The organism is Candidatus Thorarchaeota archaeon, from assembly GCA_021498125.1.
In the GTDB taxonomy this organism is placed as follows: Archaea; Asgardarchaeota; Thorarchaeia; order Thorarchaeales; family Thorarchaeaceae; genus B65-G9.
Genome location: JAIZWL010000005.1, coordinates 21056 through 41131, shown reverse-complemented (window position 1 = coordinate 41131; position 20076 = coordinate 21056). Strand labels below are relative to the sequence as shown.

Sequence of the window (20076 nt, the reverse complement as noted above, 5' to 3'; positions counted from 1 at the left end):
AGAACTATAAGATTCTTGGATTCTGTTCTAAGAGTGCCCATACTTCTCAAGATCGCTCTTACATTGGCTTTTCAGAGATCTTCTAGCAAGAACATTAATAGAGAAAACAATTCATAGAATAATGTGTGTAGATCAATTATGCATAAAGAAAAAGAGCCCCCGGTCTTTGAAACATCACCAATCCCTGATGATTCAGAGCAGATCCAATCAACTATAACCCAAATAATCAAACAATTAGCCGAAGCAACTATTCAAACAGCACACACTACAAAAAACAACACTGAAGCAATTGGACGTCTAACGACTTCAATTCAGGAACTCATCGAGTCTCAGAAGACCGTCTTCCAACGCATTGACAGAAACGACCAGCAGATCGCTGAACTCATCGAGTCTCAGAAGACCGTCTTCCAACGCATTGACAGAAACGACCAGCAGATCGCTGAACTCACCGTTTCTGTTCGTGAACTAATCAAATCTCAGCAGAGTATGGAAAATAGATTCACTAAACAAATCGATTACCTTGTTAAATCTCTGAAAAAGCACACAGAGGTCCTCAGCAGGGGAATTGAACGGGCAGTTGATACAGCAATCATTGAGATATTACGAGAGTTCAACGCTAAAGGTATGCACTATGCTGCTTTTGATTCTGATGGCATTGTGTTTAGCAAGGGGTCACCAGTTGAGATCAATGTAATCTCACTAGAGCCTCCACTGATTATTGAATTCACAAATGCTCTCAACAAAAAGGACATCGATACACTTCTCAAAAAAGTCGAGTTCCTAGAAAAACGAGAAAAGATAGTAGATCCTATAATTAAATATATTACCTTTGCTTGCTCAGTCGATGTCTGTGCCTATGCAGAGCGTCATGGAATTGAGGTTATAACGGTCAAAAGAGAACCCATGCATGAAAGTTGGTCAATAGAAGACTGATAGATTTCCAGATTTATCGTATATTTGATTGATCTGCAAGTATTCCAATACATGGTACTGTTCTCTATCAATGACTTTAGAGTTAATTATTCGACCGTCTTTCTGCTCTGTACGATTCTTTGACGAAAACGGCCTCATCAAAATAAGTATCAACTTGGATTCGTTCATACCAGTAAGTCTTCGCAACACACGGTCATCACAAAAAACATCTTCACATATTGGAACAATAATCACAAAGTAATGCGGTTCTTATTTCTCGTTATTACGTTCAGCCACAGCCTCTTTGATAACTGGATCGTCCCACAGCCATGTACCTTTAATATGTTCTCTGACATATATCGGATGTGCATACTTCTTAATGGCAGCAACAATATCAGGAATCCGTTCGTTCATCGCATCCCTAATGCTTTCATCCTCTAACAATTCTGCTTCCTTAAGCCCAGCAATGAGCTGCCATGGTTCGGTGGATTCCCTAATAACCTCAAAAATAGCATTCCTGATGACAGGATCGTCAAGGATCTCTGTACCAGTCAGTGCTGAAATGACCACACCTGGTTTGGGGTATTCTCTGATGTCAACGGCAAGGTCCTCGACATTTTTGCGCAGAGCATCTCGGATGGCAGGTGTATCGATCAACCAAGTACCGTTTATCGTTCCAATAATCACCCAAGAATCGTAATACTTACTGAGGGCCGTAACGATATGGTGCAAGCGCTCGCTCATCGCATCTCTAATGCATGGCACCCTCAGCAACCAAGTATCCTTGATGACACCGATGATCCACCACAGTTCTTTATGTTCTCGGATGGCGTCAGCTATCCCGGTCTGAATTTCCAATTCCGGCAACAACCTTGTACTCCGGAGTTGATAAATAAGATTCCATGGCCTATCAACCACCCTGAGTGCCACTGCTATAGCGTTCGTGATGCCCGTATTTTCCAGCAGTCCCGTATTCATTATATGACTAATGAGTATCCATGGCGTATCATGCTTCCGGAGGGCTACGGCAATAGACGGTTTTCTCAGAGTACGTCGAGAACTCGCGACAGAGTCTCAAAATGTCAGTCCCAATTGTGAGAGTGGTTCGCCCGATACAAATCCCAATCATAAATATTTTTTTGAGAAATTCTGGAACGTCCATGTCATGCACTCCATTCAATCTACCCAAGCCTTCTGATATGAATCGGAATATCATCAGCAATGGCTATATATTTAATCATTTTCGGATAATATTTTATATTAAATAAGCCGGTCAGTCAAATTTTTGTAAAACAGAATGACTTGGACAAAGTATAGGCATCACCGAGCCAAGCAATCAATTCGAATCACCACGATTCTGAAATAACTCGATAGATGACAATAGAGATCAAATATAGTGACAAAACAGAAGACTCAAATGTGACGAGCAGCGAAAGTGCGACCATCACTGCCTCAAGACAGAGCGTTGAAAGGTGAGATTATTGGCGATCAAGGAAATGACATATGAGATTCCAAAGATCGACCGGGGCTATGCAAACCAGACGCTCTACATCGACCTCACGAACAATACGATCACGATAAAACCCGTGGATGAGAAGATGAAGAAGACCTTCACGGGCGGAAAGGGTTTTGATCTCTGGTTGATGTGGAACAGTCTCCCAAAGGACCGCATAGTCAAGTGGGACGATCCGGAAAACGAGATCTGCATCGCGTGCGGACCACTTGGTGGTGTGCCAGCATATCCGGGTGCAGGAAAATCAATTGTGACCTCCATCTCTCCAGAGACCGGGATCCCCATCGACAGTAATGTTGGAGGATACTTTGGACCTTACCTCAAGTTTGCAGGATTCGATGCCATGGAGATCCAAGGGAAGGCTGACAAGGATGTCTACATCTTTATCGATGGTGATGAGGGAAAGATTCAGATCCTCGACGCCTCCGATCTTCCAGAATACTCACACGAACTGACTGCAATTCTCACAGAGCGACATTCCGCCGACAAGGGCCGCGACATCTCGGTGGTCTCTACAGGCCCTGCTGCCGCTCATGCGTACATGAGTTGCCTGAACTTTAGCTGGTATGACATGCGCCGAAAGATCACACGCTACAAGCAGTCGGGACGCGGCGGCATAGGGACCGTCTTCCGTGACAAGAGGATCAGGGCTCTTGTCGGAAAGAAGGCCAAGATCACGATGGACATGAACAACCCCGCCGACCCTGAAGAGATGAAGAAGGTCTCCCGTGAACACTCCAAGGAGATCATCGAACTTGACCCCAAGCAGAATCACATGCGCGTCGTTGGCACTGGCCACCTCCCCTCGATCATGAACGAGTACGATCTCTTCCCCACTCGAAATTATCGCACTGGAAGCGATCCCGAGGCCAAGGCACTGTTCGATGATGTCTGGGAAAAGATCTTCACCAACACGGGCAAGGGCTGGGACGGCTGCTGGGCTGCGTGCGCCATTAACTGTGCACATTGCATTGAGGGCTTTGTCCCCAAGACCGGCCCGTTCAAGGGCAAGAAGGTTATCGTTGATGGTCCGGAATACGAGACCATCGCCGGCTGCGGTTCCAATATCGGCGTCTTCGATCCACACTGGGTCGCAGAGTACAACTTCTACTGTGACACCTACGGTATTGACACGATCTCCTTCGGGACCTCAATGGCCTTCGTCATGGAACTCTTTTCTGAGGGATACATTGACGAGAAAGCAACTGGCGGCCACAAACTCACGTGGGGTGCCGCCGAGGAGGCCGCTGCTGTCCTTCACGAGATCGCCGAGGGCAAGGGCTTCGGTGTCCACTTTGGAAAGGGGATCGCCTATCTCAAGAAGTACTTTGCTGAGAACTTTGGCGTCGATGAACAGCTCATGCAGGACATCGGCATGGAACACAAGGGTCTCGAATACAGCGAGTACATGACCAAAGAGAGCCTTGCTCAGCAGGGAGGCTACGGTCTCACACTCAAGGGCCCACAGCACGATGAGGCGTGGCTGATCTTCCTTGACATGGTTCATAACTACATGCCGACCTTTGAACAGAAGGCTGAGGCGCTCCATTGGTTCCCCATGTGGCGGACTTGGTTCGGGCTCAATGGCTTGTGCAAACTTCCATGGAATGATGTTGTCCCCGCAGACAACGCCGAGTCGGACGAACCCGCTAAGGTCCCCAAACACCTCCAGTTCTACGCTCGTTTCTTCACCGCCGTGACCGGCCGCAAGTCCACTCCTGACGATCTCGTCAGGGACTCCGAGCGCGTCTACAACTTCCAGCGGATCTTTAACATCCGCCAGGGCAAGGGTCTCCGGCTCCATGACTCTAATCCACCCTACCGAAGCGTCGGCCCTGTCACTGATTGGGAGTACGAAAGCCGCAAGGATCGTTACGACGAGCAACTCAAAGAACTCGGTGTCGATATCTCTGGCATGAGCACGACTGAGAAGAGGATCAAACTACGCGAGTTCCGTGAGGAACGATACAAACTTCTCACCGATGCCGCCTACAAGAGACGCGGCTGGACTCGTAACGGCGTGCCCACTCTCGACCTGATCAAGGAACTTGGCATCGACTTCCCCGACATTGTTGAGGTCGTCAAAAAATACGTTAACGTTGATCCTGATCCCTCGCTCTTGCCTAAGAGCAATGAGGCCTGGGAATAGACTAAATCGATCACTAACGGGCGGTTCTCATCGAATCGCTCGCCTCTCACTTTTTTTTCGTAATCCATTCTTTATAGACAATTTCTAATCCTTCACTATATTTCAACCATACTTGTAGTCTGATTTGAACTCATAGAATAACAGCGTGAGATCTGCACGTGTGACAAGTTTCAACCCTACTTGTAGTCTGATTTGAACATTTCACCGCACACGTGAACTATAGTCTAGTATGTTTGTTTCAACCCTACTTGTAGTCTGATTTGAACCGCAGGTATTTTCTATCGAAAAGGGGAAAATAAGGTTTATGGTGGTCGCTTTGTGCACCCGATCTCAAAAACCTCTAGTTGTGCACTGCGATTCGAAAAATCGACAGGTCTCATGCAGATCGCAGACAAGAGAGAGACCCATACGCAAAATAAAGGGAATAAGGCGACCGGATACGGAGCAACGCGAGAGCGATAGATTCTTACACTGTGGAACACAGATTCAGAATGGTGACCATGAATCGTCAGCAGATAATGATCTTGGCAAGCGTCGTAATAGTGGCAATAGTGATCAGTGGGCTTGCGCTCACAATGCTGAACACGCCAAGTCCCCCAACCGAAACGGGAGAGGACACGACCCCGCCGGAAGTTACGATCCTGAGACCCACTGACAAGGCGACCGTTACAGGGACTGTCAACATCACGTTCACCGCACAGGATAATGGAAACATCACCAGCTATGAGATCATCATTGACGGGGCTATACAAGCCACGGTGCAGAGTTACCTCTGGCGGGTCACGCGAGAGAATGCAGGACAGCATCTAGTGGTGTGCAGAGCGACAGACGATTCAGGCAACACGGGATCAGAGAGCCTGGTCCTCACGGTCAATTACACGTCGACTGTGCCAGAGGTCTACACACGACCGGTCAAGATCATGGCGTACAACATTTACGAGTCGGGATCTGAGCCGGAGTGGAAGAAGGTAGTAGAGGAAGAGGATCCAGACATCATGGTGCTGGTAGAGACAGGCAACTTTGATGACAAGGGGAATGCACTCCTCAACCGCGTGGTGCGAGAGTTCAACGAGTACTTCAATGACACCTATCCATACATTGGGTACACAGCACAGGGGATCTCATACGACACGAGTGGCGAGGCGATCCTGAGCAGGTTTCCGATCGTCAAGTTCACACAGATCCCCAAGGTCAAGTTAGACAACGGGAAGGACTACTGGGTGACCCACGACTTCATTGAGGCCGTGATCAGGCTCAACGGGACGGATGTCCATTTCATAGGCTGCCACCTGAAGGCGTCACAGGGGGACACGAATCAGATGCGCCGGGAGCGCGAGACCGAGGGGATCATCAATTACATGGACGACCTTGGGAACGTGCCGATCGTCTACATGGGGGACCTCAACGCCTACTCACCGGATGACACGGGCAATCTCAGTCCTGCGGGAGATGATCTTGGATACGGTCCCCTGAAGATGTTGCTCCAGCCAAATGACACGGTCTACGGAAACTTCTCATCGAAGGTGCATAATTTCACCGACGTATTCCGTACGCTGAACCCCACCGACCCGGGATACTCGTTTGGTCACTGGTACGATCTCAAAGAGCGGATTGATTACATCATTGTGAACCAGTTCTTTAACGGACTCCTGATCAACTCTACCGTGGGAGATACGGCCGACGCAAACAAGGGGTCTGATCACTACAGCGTGGATGCATTCATCAGATGGCCTAATGCCACGGCGGGCGCGACCATTCAGAGTAAGTTACTGGGGAGCAGCATTCAGCAGAGAGGTCCGAGCCCGAACATCCTACTGTTGAGAGAAGAACCGAACAGCAATATACTGATTGCTCTTGTTCAGAGACCATTGATACCGAGTTCACCAATCTCAAAGAAATCAGCCTGAAACGCTCGGATAAGAAACAGATCACGGTCAGAGTGAGAGAGCGGGTATCAGGAATCCTCCAGGAACAAGCGTTCAAGACAATGGATAAATAATAATCCAAAAACAAATACGGACAAGTCACCACTTTAAGTGATGCAGAGAAAGACTGCAAAGAAATCATGATCGGGAGCTAGAGGACTCCCGATCTAAAAGCAGCGCATAATCTAATAGACTTCACGAGGACTGTGTAATAGTCGGTCGGGTAATTTGCCACCCTCGCCAAGAACCTCAAGTTCGTGACCGCGACCATAACGACCACCATCTTTGCACAGAAATCCAGACTTGGTGATGCCCCGAGCCTGTCGTTCAGCGGCACGACGGACAATCATCGTGATATGAGCAGGTACCGTCATGATGAGTTTCTTTTCGGTCTCATCGATCACGAGAAGGATACTATCGTCACTGGACCTTCGGGTGGTCTCGTGGAATTGTGAAGTCTCCTGATTGAATTCAAGATATTTGGGCATAATAAAATAGCCTCCGATTCATTCCAATAGATTCGGAATTTACTCTACCATATTTATCTGATTCTAGGTTGTCTTCATTCAATAATATGAGCCGTTCCGCAATGCTCACAGACCACAACAGACTCCCCAGGACCGGGCATCGGCAAAGGCGCACCGCAATTCTGGCAGGTCAACGCCTTGATCTCGTGGTCTCCCTCTTTGGGCAGCTCGATCTTGAAGACATCCTTGGCAACCTCTTCCATTGTCCGCCCGACCTTTGCAGCAGCACGGGCGATAGCACTACGCTCGGGATCCGTCAGGGAACCGAGACCCACAGCTCGAAAGAGTCCACTGATGGCACGACTTAATGACCCGAACAATTTGCCCGTCTTGTAAGAACGGATATCGGCAACAAAGATCTCAAGGAGTTCACTGTCGGGATGACCCGGAATCTGATAGCCTTTAGTCCAAGGAGTACGGTTCTTTCTGAGTGGCGCAACCTCATATCCACAACTAGGACAGACAAGCCTGTAGCCCTTCGTTCCAAAGAGGCCTTTTTTGACCCTCTGTTCGGCTACGTTGTACCAGCATCTCTTATGAGCGATCTTCCCGCAATTCGGGCAGGCAAATAGATAATAGCGCTCTGGTTTGGCCTTGACAGATCGACCAGTATGGGTCTCCGCATAGGCGAGGTCTTGGATATTGTATTTTAACAGATTTTTTCCGCAGATGAAACAATTTCTTCCTTCAAAGTCTCTTAACTTAGCAGCAGTCACTCGCAAGGTTACAGCCTCAGTATAGTTTCTACAAATCCACATAAAACATTGATTGTGAGATGCTCAATCACTGGCCGAGAAGATTATTAAGCTTTCATGGTGGCCACCTGTTGAGCGATATGTTCGACCTCATTCAAGAGCGCGACGAGGGCCCTATCATGGGTTCTCGCACGACAATCTACATAGTGATTCCTGCCGAAACCAACAATAAAACACTCACAGAGAGAGGTGTTGGCCAGCTGGATGATCTTGTGCACTCACGAATGATAACGTCAACATCGCGAGTCTATACCCCACCAACTTCAGACGAGCGTCTGACAGCAGAACACTTGGCCAATGAGTTCGGCGTTGAGGTCAAGCAAGTGGACAATCTTGCCGAAGTGGCTCATGGAGGCAAAGGTCCTATCAAAAAAGAGACCGCAGAGATCATCCGTGCGATGTGGACAAACCCGGAATTCGTCCCACACCATGGCGAGTCGATCGAACAGGCCGAGAATCGGATTGCCGAGGCGATGAACAAGATAGTGTCACAACATCGCAACGACAGCATCACGGTCGTTCTCCCGCCAATGATCGGCACCCTCTTCCTCTCCCTGGTCATGGGCGGAGTTCCTTCAATTGAACAGTGGCTGGCTCTTGGTCATGCCTCCTGTGCAATGTTCGAGTATCAACGCTCAAGCTGGAGCCTTGTCTTTCCACTTGACAACAGCTACCTCAGTGATCCTTCAACCGTACAGGAATCGTTCCCAGAAGAGATCATACGACTTCTTTTACAATAAAGAAATTTGCCCACGTCATTGTTGGAACCTGCAAAATAGAAGGACTGATTTTCACAAGATGACACGAATATAAAAAAAAGAAGAGGGATGCCGAAGCATCCCTCAAAGGGGACCTATTTTCTGCGACGAGCTAAGGCAAGCAGAATTACAACGACAGCCAGTCCACCACCAACAAGGACGTACGTGTCAACACCAAATCCGGTATGAGTGCTAGGTAGAGGATTAGTTGTAGACGAGGTCGTTCCAGTAGTGGTCGTGGTAGTGGTCGTGGTAGTGGTCGCAGGCGGAGGTGTCTGTGAGGCACTGGTGTACGACACAAAGACGGGATCGCACCGGATCTCCTTACCACTCCAATGGTCATATCCAGCAGTCATGAAGAGCATCGACGCCTCTACTTCCCAGTCGGTGATGGTCTCACCATTCTGGTTCTCATAGATAACACTGAATGCTCCGATGGGTGCTGTTGATGATCCAGAGATGTAAGTGGTTGAGAAGCTGTCACCACCCCACGTGTAGGGCAGACCTCCCATCGACACGTTGGCAAACGGACTGTCATCCGCTCCGAACTGGTAGTATGACGCATTCACACTTGCACTGTTTGGATCGGTCACTGGAGTGTCACCAGCCTTGTATTCAGTTCGAGTACCAGTTCCAAGAATACCAAAGAAGTTCACAGCTAGACCGTACCCATCGAACACGGTACTATTGAACTCATCACTCTGCCATGTGCCAAACTGCTGATCGACCTTGAAGGAGACCGCATGGTTCCAAGTGGTCGGATCATCGGGGTCATAATTCACCATGTCCACATTGAAGGTGATATCGAAGGCCATCTCAGTCACGTTGCCATGAGAGATCCAGCTATCGAAATTGGCGGGGTCAAGACCCAACGAACCCTCATAGGACTGCCGCAGTTGCCACGGTCCACGAATGCCATCCGCATTAGCGACCTGTAGCGGGAAGAATGTCACACTGACATTATAGATCGAGATACCAAATGAGACCTCGGTCTCAGGAGAGACACGCACATTACCAGTATCATTGGTCGCACCGAACGGCTTACGAAGCTCGATCGATTCCACACTGTCGATGAGAACCACATGTGTCACTTCATCTGTGACCACCTTCCCGTTCTCAATGCTGAAGTCAGGAGCACTCTTTGATGCACCATTAGGACTATCCTTGAAGAGCAGCAGTCCAGCATATCGAGCCCTGAATGCAGCCCAAGTAGTACTGGTCGCTGTCGTTGATACTCGAAATGCTTGCTCTGTGCCCCAAGCAAACCATGAGGTCTTCCAAGTGTTGCCGTCAAGCCCCGTGAACTCGCTCAGATCAATGGTGCGATTCTTCGAGAGCCATGCGACCCACTCGTACCCGGGCATCGGAATGTCCTCCGTCATATTTGCCCAGAGCGTGTCCTGAATGTCCGCCATCTCGGTCGAGTTGACCGGACTGAAGTCGTCAGCGTGGAACCAGTAGAAGTTCTCTGATGCCTCAAACTCGATGATGAAATCTACAACGCCCATCCAACTATAGGAATGGAATTCGTCACCAGGTTTGAGCGGGGATGGATCGAACATGACACCAACACCCATGCCTTGAACGGTGGTGTTGCCCCAGTCATGCCACGTACCAGTCCGCTTCACAAAGTACTGGTCCTCAGTGGTGTAGACGTTACCATCAAGATCGATAGCACCATCCTCGGTCACCGTCCATTTCGGAGCCTGCCAGAACCGAACGGTCCCGAGTACGAAATGCCGCGGAGTCCAGAGAATATCATCTGTAATGACATCTATGTTAGTGTCTGCGTTAGACCAGTTAAGTGGCGGATACAATTGCCAGATGCCAGAGCCGGATAACGACACATTAGCCTGAGTTGTGACATGATAACCACTTTTGACGAATGCAGTATCGACTTTCATCGATGGCGCACTCGACTCAAAGCGTAAGGTCAACCAGATCACTGAATGGTCTTCACCGATGACCATCTTAAAGTCCAGGACTGTTACCATCGAGCTGGTAGTGACAGTATCTTGGCGAATGAAATTACGGTCACTGTCCATGTAAGTTGTCACAGCTGTAGAATTGGAATAACTCACATTGTGTTCAAAATCGAGCGTCATTGAATGAACCACGATCGTGGTCCAGTAAGTGGTCTCGTTATTTCCAGAGCCAGAGCCTTGGACATACAAGGTCAGATTGTCGCGGTCAATGTAGACGAGATAGCCATCAAGATCGATAGGATTACCTAACTCGTCTTCGAAGGCATGAGTCTTGTTTACAAGGACATAGTAGCTACCGTTGACCTTGCCACCGTCCCCAAAGAAATCAAGACTTACGTTCAGGACATCGCCCTGAAGGACATGTCCTACAACTTCGCCATCCTTGGTGACAGTTCCCTCAATAAACTGGTCTTCAAAGGCAAGACGAACTGTATTGTGTTCCACGATCTCGGGTCGCGGAACTAGTCGTACATCTTCAAGATTTTTGACCGTCCAGAAGTATGGGTCAGGAGTTATAGTCGCACCCACCTCATACTCACTTGGATGCATATCAGTCATATTCGTGAAGTGACCAGTCCAAGAGACCGAACCGCCACTGCTCTCAATTGATGTGTCCTCAAGCACATAGAACTTGTTAATGTCAATGCTCTGATCCAGAGTTATGTTGAACGTCACGACCCAGACATTGTAGGCGTAGCTCCAATGCCAGTTGATATTGGTCAGATAACCTGCCACTGCAAAAGCACCGGAACTATTGTAGATGTAGTTTAGCCAGGGCATGGACAGATTGGTGGGAGTCCAACCAGTAGTATGACTGTAAGGGTCATTGGGCATGACGATCGGGTTATTGATCTGATAGTCAGGATCGAACGTCAGTATCGTGAATGGTACTAAGACCTCACCAAGTTGCTCGTTCGCCTGAACGGTGAAGGTATATGGATCATCGACACCAACGTAGTGCAGGATCTCACCAGCTGCGTCTGTGACCTTGGCGTAGTAGAATGAGGGGAATCCTTGGAGGATCCGATCGACTTTAACACCCAGTCCAATTGGTGGGCTCTCAAAGTCGCCTCGTTGAATTCGGGAGAGCCATGAGAGGGTCACAGGCCGACCATCAGTATCCGTTGCCTGCATACCAGTCCAGAAGATCCTGGGGCCGACATCGATCACAAAGGAGATAGCGAACGTGATCACATAACCGTCCGAGGTCGCCTTGTAGGTTGAATCCGTACCATTCAGGGTCAAGAACTCACTAGGAGTTGGTTCTTGGGAACCTGCCTCGTACGAGAAGCACAACTTGTTCCAATCATCAGCCGTAGCATTGTACTGAAGCACGAATATCGGAGACCTTGGTGCGTGACCAGATCCCCAGAACAGTAGTGAGTCGAGAGAGTTACCCTCACCCAAGAACGAACTGGGGATAGTGATGTTCACGTACAGATCTGTACCGACATTGACAAGATAGTCATTGTCAGCAATGTCCGTACCATTCTCCGCATACGTGATGACAATGGTGGGCTGAGGCCCAAAGATCCATTGAGAGTTCTCTTCAGTGTGTTCGAAGTCATTGACTTCATCGACCACTTTCCAAGTCACTCTCGTGAATGGATCAGTCGACTGAGCAGAGGCAAAATTAGTTGCCGCAAAAACGCTCAGTAGAAGTATGGCCATAAGTAATAGTGTTGCCGTCTTTTTCATAATACTGAACCTCCATCCAAGTATGAATGTATCTTCTCACGTGACAGATATCTCAATGATACTTGTACCACAACGACGATCTGCTTCGTGAAATCCGTGTGGTGAAAGTGTGAATACATTAGACTTGGCGTGTCTTGGTTCATCAAAGGATCAAATCCTTACGTCCTTTGATGGAAGAATCCGACGACGAACTGCAATACTAATCTCTCCATTTTTGCTTTATAAGATAATGTACGATACGTATATACCAATCATCCAATGAGTCGAAGGCGGTCAAGAAGATCTCAAATCGTGTGGATCGACCACAATTGAGATTATTAAGTAATAAGAAATTAGATCCGCAAGATAGCATGATCACCAGTTAGGGCATTTGAGACCCTTTGATTTAAGAGGCAGAACGCATCATCAGGCACACGCCACGAACCGCCAGGGACTTGGTGAGAGTTATGGACATAGACAAGAAGATTATTCCCAAGGTATCGAACAAGATTCTGAGAGAGATTCTTGAGCAAGGAATCAAGGATGCTCGATCAGCACTGGCGGGAAGGGCCATACCTGATGAGGAGGGCTGTTTCGGTGAGAGCCGTGAACTCTTGCCGTTTCAGATCCTCAAGGCCTCGGGCGCAGAGGTAGAGGGTCTGGAAAAAGCGCGGGCTGTGAACGTGGCCCTTGAGAGAGTCCTACGGGGAACAACAAAAGGTCTCACAGAGAACGAATTTGTAAAGGCGGCAATCTTGCTTGTCTATGGTGTAATCCTTGGGGCCTACAATAGAGAGGACTTCCGTCATGTCTACAGACTCTCACTCACTTCGGGCTATTCGAGGCATACGATCGAAGACTGGCTGAGAAAGGCGATCGTCATCATCTCGCTGGCTGAGGGGTATGAGGGGCGACCACTACTTGACAAGTTCAGAGAGTGGGTCGAATTTCTTGGGAGCCCGCTCTGGCTACCGGAAAAATTCAAGGAGCCATGCGAGGAGTTCGGTGTGGACATCACGGAGATCCTTCAAGAAGACGATTACCGTTTTGTGGCCACGCTTCGCAAGTACTCAAACTACTTGGAAGAGGCTCTTGGAGATCGGACCTACGAGACCGTGAGGAAACTGACACGCGAGTGGCTCCCAGATGGGATTTCCCAGAAGCTGCACGGCATCTACAAGAAAAAAGTGAACACCGAGGCCCAGAAGCATATCACTCACGATATGTCCGTGGCCGATGCGATCAATACCGTTCAGAAAGTCTATGACGAGACCGGTTTCAAGTCACATGAGGGGACGATACTGCCAGTCCGGCTGCAAGACCTCCCCGAGCCTCCGCCTATTGAGGCGATGGATCCGGTCATCTTTGAGATGATACCACAGAAACTTCGTGTTGGCCTCATGTCTTCTGTTGCATACTCGACCAAGACAAAACAGATTGAGATCATTTTTCTGGGCGGGCCGCGTATCGGCCACAGTGGCATCCTGATCAAGACGGACACTGGGGGCGTGCTACTGGACTATGGTCTGTCAGTGGCGAATCAACGGATTCCGTGGTGGGAGCCAGAGCTGGAGATGATCGACACAGTTCTGATCAGCCACGCGCATCTCGACCATGTTGGAGGACTACCGATCCTGTACGACAAGTTCGAGGGCAAGTGGTGTTCAACAGGACTCACCGCTGCGATCTCACGACTTCTTCTTGAGGACGCGCTCAATGTGGGTACGCCACTTCCGCCTCGCAAGAGGGACAAGACGGATCTCGTGTCACGATACAATCGACGCAACATCGATCGGGCAATCAGGAATCATGTTGAACTCGAGATCGGGAAGAGCAGCGAAGTCGCACCCGGCATAGTCGTGACACCATTAGAGGCCTCACATATCCCGGGAAGCGCAGCATACCTCTTTGACATCGAGGGAGTCCAGATCTTGTACACTGGAGACTTTAATCTCGACCAGTCGCTTATCTTACCGGGCGCCTCGTTACCAACTAATCCTGATTATGTGATCTTTGATGGGACCTATTGGGGGCGCGAAGATTTCAACCGGACTCAGGTCATCCATCAGATGGAGGAGATCGTCAAGAACCACGGGCCGATCGTCATCCCGTCGTTTGCAGTTGGAAGGTCTCAAGAGATGCTCACACTTCTCGAACAGATTGGTGCCACACAGTCCAAGAACGTAATTGTTGCAGGACTGGCCGAGAAGGTGACAAAGATCTCCGGGTATGAAGGACATTGGCATGCCTTAAAGTCGGGACAGACAAAACTCCATGAGGATGACATTCTGGTGGCCGGCGGAGGAATGATGAATGGTGGTCTTGCAAGAGAACACTTTGAACAACAGCGAGACAATCCGAAAGCGGCGATCGTTCTCTGTGGATACCTTGCACCGCGCACACCGGGTTGGAACTTGCTTCACGGCTTTGAGGAACATCAATGTCGAGTTCAGTATGCACGCCTTAGCGCTCATTCGTCAGCATCACAGCTTCAAGCATATGTCAAGGAATGCACCGGGAAGAGGATAATGGTTCATACTCCAACAGAACAAGAGCCTCGTGGAATTAAGATCCCCAGACCATCAGAACGAATCATCATCAAGACTTAGTACTGTCATGAATAATAATAATAAAAAGAAAAACAAAGGAAAAATAAGATATATTCTAGCCTCACTTCACTACATCATAAAATCTTATTATTTTAAGAAGCAGGTGTGTATAATTAGATCTTATTTTCTCAGTCATGCGCGCATCAAGCAACGATTTCCAAGACGCCACGAAGCACCAACTTCGGTGCGACGAATTTCATTGGAGCAAGACTGATCTCGGGAATCTTGCGAACGACATCTTCTAGAGCAGTAGTACCATCGCACAGATTTACGAATTTGACCACTGGAGGCCCATAGATCTTTTGCAGGTCCACGGGTACATCCCGTTTCTTCACAAGCACTGTTCGAGGAGTGATATCGACATGGAAGTCGATCCAATCGTATTTGGCCAGTATCTGAAGACAGCCGAACACGACATCGCGTGGCATGTCTAATTCTCTGACAATGCCTCCAACAGTAGTGTTACCATCAACTGCGGATCGGACCTCGACAATGGCCTTTCCGACCTCACGGTTCTTGAAGGGCAGAGGTTTGCCAGCCTCTCTCGCACGAACAAGATAATCAAGACCGACTCCCTTGATGGGAAAGAGCGAGAGGACCTTGAAGATCGAGGTCTCAAACACAGTTGTATCGCCCTCCCAATTATCCCAGACAGAAGCATGCTCAGACTCCATGTCCATTAGGATCGAGGACATTGCCTGACGGGTCTCGGTCTCGCGGGAGGTATTTGTCACCGTCACCGCAATGAGAAAGTTCGCAGACTTCTCGACCATGATCAGGTTGCCTTCGTGCTGGATGGTCTCAAGAGCATCGGTCTTGGCACCGGGTTCCGCAGTGGCATCAATTCCACTAAACGAGTCCAGAGCGGAAATGAGCGACGCAACGGATTGTCCCTCGATCGCATCATCAGTATACTTGAACTCAAATGCGATACGTGGGAGTCCCTCATGATGAACAAGTACCATTAGATGGAGTAGTTCCGCCTCGGTCGGTTCGTTCACAACCGCTGCGGGAACAGAAGCGTCCATGGCCTCAGTGGCCTGTGTCGTGGTCGAGCCTGAAGTGCTTGCGGAGCCCTGTGATTGAGTGGCAGATTGTGAATCGTGTGGAGCGGATTCCTCATAGGGTACGGTCTCATAGCCGGTCTCGGCATGGGTGGGAGAGGCAGACTGATCCGGAAAGACCTCCTCAGTCCTGCGGCGTACAGTGATCATCTCACTCAGAGGCCTATTTGGAAGCTCGACCCCTACGGTCTTTGCAGCCACCTCCAACATGAATCTGATGAATTCCTCTCTGCGGGTCTTATCAGTGGCGACCATCGGGAATGTGGGCGCACCAAGCAATCGTTGGATCTTCTCTGCGCGCATTGACTCGGGGAGATCCTGCTTGTTGGCAATGATGAATAAGGGAACAGCCGGAGCCTCTTTTCTGATATTTCTCAGCAGAGACTTGGTCTGCATGACATTTCGGAAACTGCTATCTGTGACGAGAAAGATGACATCTGTACCTTGGAAATAGAATCCCCAGAGATCATGAAACACGGCCTGTCCCGCAAAGTCCCAGATCGTCACCAAGAAGGTACCGAACTGGATGGTCTCAGAAGAGTCAACGGCCACATTGATCGTGGGAACGTAGCCACCGGGGGCTGGTTCCTTCCCAAAGAGAAGACGAAGGAGTGTGCTTTTCCCGACACCACCTGAACCCACAAATGAGACCTTGAAATGAGTAAAGACGAACTCGCCAAGTATGTCATCAAGGTTGTCACGGATGTAACTCAGGGTATTTCCTCGAAGACTGGTCTCAACACGTGCTGCGCTCTCACGGACCTTGTATCGAATAGTACGATCCTCATCACGCCCATCGGTCGCAAAGATGAGAAGCATATCATCTCGTACAGGGCTATGGAACACTTTGTGCTGCTCCACGTAAATGGGAGTATCTTCTGCAAGACCCTCAGTATTGAGAAGATCATTGTAGCCAATGAGAAATTCTTTGACATGTCGTTCTGTGAATTCGATCTTCCAGAAACGAACTCGTGCAAGGACTTCTCCTGTACTCTTCTGCACGAGCATCACATTGTGAATCATGTCTTAATCACCACGAAGAGGGTCTCAGTACCACTTGCTTCACTCTTACCGCGTAAAACGTGGCTATGAAGCTTTTTGGGTCGTACTCGTTCAATTACGAATCCGAATAATACCACGCTTGTATAATTCAGTGAAGACTGTAATAAGAACATTATTGTCTATCCCTGCCTGCTGTGCGATCTCACTGAGTGTTCGTGTCCCGTCCACCACACCAAGTAGCTTGTCTAGATTTGAATAGAGCGAGCGCTCCTCAGATGTTGGAGGCCGTCCCTTCTCCAGAATATCAGTGGGGCGAATGACGACTTTGAGGTCAATGGCACCAAGACGGCGAAGTAGGTGTATTGCACCCAACGTCATCTGAGGACCACCACCATACGCAAGCCGCTTTAGATCCATATGACCATCTAGACTGCTCCATACGGCCTGAAGAAAATCTTTCACCATCTCGGACGAGAAGCGATCCCATTCAATCTCCTTGACCCGGTACGGGACCATCCGAGGCAGCAGATACTCTGGCGGGAGAGTTGCTAACAGTTTCAACGTAAAAGGTGGGGACTTGTACAGATCATCTTCAACACATTGCAGATCGTCCGGATTCTCATCTTTCCAAAGATCCGGCAGAAATGAGAACTTCTCCCTCAGCTCATCAACATCATCACGATTGCCTGTGATCAGAGTGAAGACCAGCTCATCGTGTTCGATCATTATAAAATTCAAAGTACCAGTCGTGAAGACCGAGGTCTTATTCGATCCAGAATAGTCCAATTTGAACATGGAAATAGCAGTGATTAAATTGGGGGCTCTCTCAATGACCTTTGACTTCGGCTCGTAGTAGTATGTAAAGACAGCAGTGCCAGTCTGCTTTTCTGTGACAATAAACGCCTGATGTCCCAGATGCTCGATCTCAGAGATCGGTGATTCATAGTTGATCTTCTCAATGGCCCATGTCTTACGGGCAAGCTCGGGATGCATATCGGTCAGCATTGCAGTGGCCAGCAGGGTCAGAAGCAGATTGATCGAGTCCTCAGAAACCGAGTCACAGAGTTGTGCGTCCAGAGTATCCTCGATCTGCCGAGCAAATTCAAGTTCATCGTCAGAACCGGGAATGACCAAGACAAGGGCAGAGGGGAGATGTGAACGGATCGTCTCGGTCGTCTTGTGATAAAAGCCCTCATCAACATCAGGAGAGACCACAAGTCCAAAACCGGTCGCGTCAAGAAAATCATCAGTCCATTGAAAGGTCTCAAAATCACAATGCTTCACTGAGACCAAATATGGTCCAACTCTAATTGGTTCGCGAGTAGTGCCACCCGGTTCAGAAACCATGCTAAGAGTGGCCTTCCCCGAATGATTTTCAACACCTATGTGCGCTGAAGTTATAATCACAAACTTGGCCGGGCGCACAAGATGGCGTCGGACCAGTTTGACAAACTCCGCCTTGTATTCACGAATTGATCCATCGCCCATCTTCCACATGAAAGCCTTCTTGAGGGCACGAAGAGCTGTAATATCCTGAGTGTCGGGAGTGGAGTCATGACATTGAACAACAATGACCGAGACATCATCAAGTCGTGTGACGAGCCAATGACGATCCGCAACATTCAGTTCGAGAACTTCATCCATGGACACTGCAACAGCAAGTTCATAGAACTGTTCAAGGACACGATTATGCAATTCAACACTTGGGGCAGACTGGTAAAATGACTCTTGAGCTAGTATCTTTGGACCATGTAGGTCAATGAGCGCTGCGGATACTATCAAATTGTCATTCTCTCCAGTCATCAAGGCAGTTATCTATTTTTCAACCGATACCGTCAATAAATTGTTATTTGTGATAGGGTATGTCCCTCCATTTTCGCGGTTGTGTGAGCATTGCACTACGTCACGTGTACTAGCAAGATCCATACGTGTACCACGTCACCTCTAGTACACGTGTGATCATAGATAATCGTCTAGATTTTCGAGGCATAGAATTTTTCGAATGATAATTCGCCACGCATCAACTGCTGATAGTTGCTTACCCTCCAGAGTGAATTATAGGAGATAGTATGTTCTCCACCTCCAGGAGTTACCGGAGGGAGATCGCCAATAGCTTCCTCAACAGAGATGGGTGGAGGAAGATCGGAAGCGGGCAGTGTTTCAAGACGCCTCATTCCTTTAGGGACCGCTTGGAAGAGAGGTGAGGGAAACTCGTTCAGGTCCCCATCACGATCTGCAATAATGACAACACGACGCCGGCGTTGCGGTACTCCGAACTGTTCCGCTCGTAGGACCGAGTAATGAGTGGAATATCCAAGGTTAGCCAAGGTGGCAAGAATATGTTTTAGAAAGACTCCCTTGGCCATCCACTTGATCCCCAAGACATTCTCAATGAGGACCTGCTCAGGACGAAGATCAGCAACAGCCTGTAACATCACAGATACGAGATCATTACGCGAGTCAAGGCGGTTCCAATGTCCAGCGGTCGAAAAGCCCTGACACGGAGGGCCACCCGCAAGAAGAGAGAGAGAACGACCATGGAGAGTATTCTCAACGGTCTCGACCATTAACGAGTAGTCCTTGTGATTTGACAGGTCTACTTGAAGTATCTGAGTAGTCGGATGGTTGAGCGCATAGGTCTCGCACATTGCCGGATTGATCTCCGCAGCCACGATAACGTCATGGCCAGCATCCTTGAGACCGTGTGACAGGCCACCAGAACCAGCAAAGAGATCAACGGTCAGACCCGTCTTCAAGGTCAGGCCCACAGCACGAGCAAGGAGGGGAGGGACTGCATTCCCTATCTGTTTGCAAATAGAAGACAGACTTCCCTGAAATACAAAGGCGTCAGGGAACGATTGAAGACGGGCTGCCTCACGAAGAGAGATCATCCGATCCTGCGAGTAGTGGATGAACGAGCCATTACCGGGCCTATGAAAATACGTATTCACCGTGTAGGAGGGCATGTCCGGTCTGAGTCGTCCGTAGTATGTTGTACGGCCGCCGCTCGCACGAATTTGCATGATCCGGGAGGACTTCTTTGCGGTCTCAAGCGGGATGTTCTGCCAGTTGCCACCGGGAGGTATAGAACGGATGATCTCAAGATCGAGTCTACTAAGAGAGGGAGAAACGTGATTGAACAGTAATGACTCACTGCTCTTCATAGCGGAAAGGCTCTCCAACATCACAGACACACTCGA

General features: G+C 49.0%; 12 protein-coding genes and 1 CRISPR repeat array. Of the genes, 5 read left to right on the top strand and 7 right to left on the bottom strand.

The genetic code is table 11. The features are described 5' to 3' along the window. Positions 1–138: 138 nt before the first annotated feature. Positions 139–933, top strand: coding sequence for a hypothetical protein (locus tag K9W43_11110; GenBank protein MCF2137769.1), 795 nt, complete (start codon positions 139–141; stop codon positions 931–933). A gap of 249 nt (positions 934–1182) precedes the next feature. Here K9W43_11110 and K9W43_11105 read toward each other — a convergent pair whose 3' ends face one another. Beyond that, positions 1183–1779 carry a hypothetical protein gene (locus K9W43_11105; protein MCF2137768.1) on the bottom strand — a complete coding sequence of 199 codons (597 nt, stop codon included), beginning with the start codon at positions 1777–1779 and terminating at the stop codon, positions 1183–1185. Between the two features lie 629 nt (positions 1780–2408). Between K9W43_11105 and K9W43_11100 the strand changes: the two genes are divergently transcribed. Then, positions 2409–4574, top strand: coding sequence for an aldehyde:ferredoxin oxidoreductase (locus K9W43_11100; protein ID MCF2137767.1), 2166 nt, complete (start codon positions 2409–2411; stop codon positions 4572–4574). A gap of 100 nt (positions 4575–4674) precedes the next feature. Next, positions 4675–4840: a CRISPR direct-repeat array (repeat unit 21 nt; unit sequence TACTTGTAGTCTGATTTGAAC). Positions 4841–5074: 234 nt separating this feature from the next. Further along, positions 5075–6481, top strand: coding sequence for an Ig-like domain-containing protein (locus tag K9W43_11095; protein MCF2137766.1), 1407 nt, complete (start codon positions 5075–5077; stop codon positions 6479–6481). A gap of 203 nt (positions 6482–6684) precedes the next feature. On the opposite strand, the gene K9W43_11090 is transcribed toward K9W43_11095, so the two are convergent. Both K9W43_11090 and K9W43_11085 read right to left on the bottom strand, forming a co-directional pair. Continuing rightward, on the bottom strand, positions 6685–6987 hold the full coding sequence (locus K9W43_11090) for a hypothetical protein (protein ID MCF2137765.1): 303 nt from the start codon (positions 6985–6987) through the stop codon (positions 6685–6687). Positions 6988–7061: 74 nt separating this feature from the next. Then, on the bottom strand, positions 7062–7748 hold the full coding sequence (locus K9W43_11085) for a hypothetical protein (GenBank protein MCF2137764.1): 687 nt from the start codon (positions 7746–7748) through the stop codon (positions 7062–7064). A gap of 113 nt (positions 7749–7861) precedes the next feature. Between K9W43_11085 and K9W43_11080 the strand changes: the two genes are divergently transcribed. Then, complete coding sequence (locus K9W43_11080; protein ID MCF2137763.1) at positions 7862–8521, top strand: histidine phosphatase family protein; 660 nt, start codon at positions 7862–7864, stop codon at positions 8519–8521. 113 nt (positions 8522–8634) lie between these two features. Here the strand turns inward: K9W43_11080 and K9W43_11075 are convergent, their stop codons facing one another. Continuing rightward, a complete protein-coding gene (locus K9W43_11075) occupies positions 8635–12222 on the bottom strand; it encodes a hypothetical protein (protein ID MCF2137762.1) in 3588 nt (1195 codons plus the stop codon). A gap of 446 nt (positions 12223–12668) precedes the next feature. On the opposite strand from K9W43_11075, the gene K9W43_11070 reads away from it, so the two are divergent. After that, on the top strand, positions 12669–14810 hold the full coding sequence (locus K9W43_11070) for an MBL fold metallo-hydrolase (protein ID MCF2137761.1): 2142 nt from the start codon (positions 12669–12671) through the stop codon (positions 14808–14810). 143 nt (positions 14811–14953) lie between these two features. Here the strand turns inward: K9W43_11070 and K9W43_11065 are convergent, their stop codons facing one another. From K9W43_11065 to dcm, 3 genes are all read right to left on the bottom strand, one after another. Beyond that, positions 14954–16897 (bottom strand): GTP-binding protein, encoded by a 1944-nt coding sequence (locus K9W43_11065; GenBank protein MCF2137760.1) that lies wholly within the window; start codon positions 16895–16897, stop codon positions 14954–14956. Positions 16898–16987: 90 nt separating this feature from the next. After that, positions 16988–18679, bottom strand: a complete 1692-nt coding sequence (locus K9W43_11060) for a hypothetical protein (GenBank protein ID MCF2137759.1) — start codon at positions 18677–18679, stop codon at positions 16988–16990. Positions 18680–18849: 170 nt separating this feature from the next. After that, on the bottom strand, positions 18850–20040 hold the full coding sequence (dcm, locus tag K9W43_11055) for a DNA (cytosine-5-)-methyltransferase (protein ID MCF2137758.1): 1191 nt from the start codon (positions 20038–20040) through the stop codon (positions 18850–18852). Between the last annotated feature and the right edge of the window lie 36 nt (positions 20041–20076).

Coding starts and splice junctions, on each gene's coding strand:
- K9W43_11110 (MCF2137769.1), top strand. CDS start 139: ATGCATAAAGAAAAAGAGCCCCCGGTCTTTGAAACATCACCAATCCCT.
- K9W43_11100 (MCF2137767.1), top strand. CDS start 2,409: ATGACATATGAGATTCCAAAGATCGACCGGGGCTATGCAAACCAGACG.
- K9W43_11095 (MCF2137766.1), top strand. CDS start 5,075: ATGAATCGTCAGCAGATAATGATCTTGGCAAGCGTCGTAATAGTGGCA.
- K9W43_11090 (MCF2137765.1), bottom strand. CDS start 6,987: ATGCCCAAATATCTTGAATTCAATCAGGAGACTTCACAATTCCACGAG.
- K9W43_11080 (MCF2137763.1), top strand. CDS start 7,862: ATGTTCGACCTCATTCAAGAGCGCGACGAGGGCCCTATCATGGGTTCT.
- K9W43_11075 (MCF2137762.1), bottom strand. CDS start 12,222: ATGAAAAAGACGGCAACACTATTACTTATGGCCATACTTCTACTGAGC.
- K9W43_11070 (MCF2137761.1), top strand. CDS start 12,669: ATGGACATAGACAAGAAGATTATTCCCAAGGTATCGAACAAGATTCTG.
- K9W43_11065 (MCF2137760.1), bottom strand. CDS start 16,897: ATGATTCACAATGTGATGCTCGTGCAGAAGAGTACAGGAGAAGTCCTT.
- K9W43_11060 (MCF2137759.1), bottom strand. CDS start 18,679: ATGACTGGAGAGAATGACAATTTGATAGTATCCGCAGCGCTCATTGAC.
- dcm (MCF2137758.1), bottom strand. CDS start 20,040: ATGAAGAGCAGTGAGTCATTACTGTTCAATCACGTTTCTCCCTCTCTT.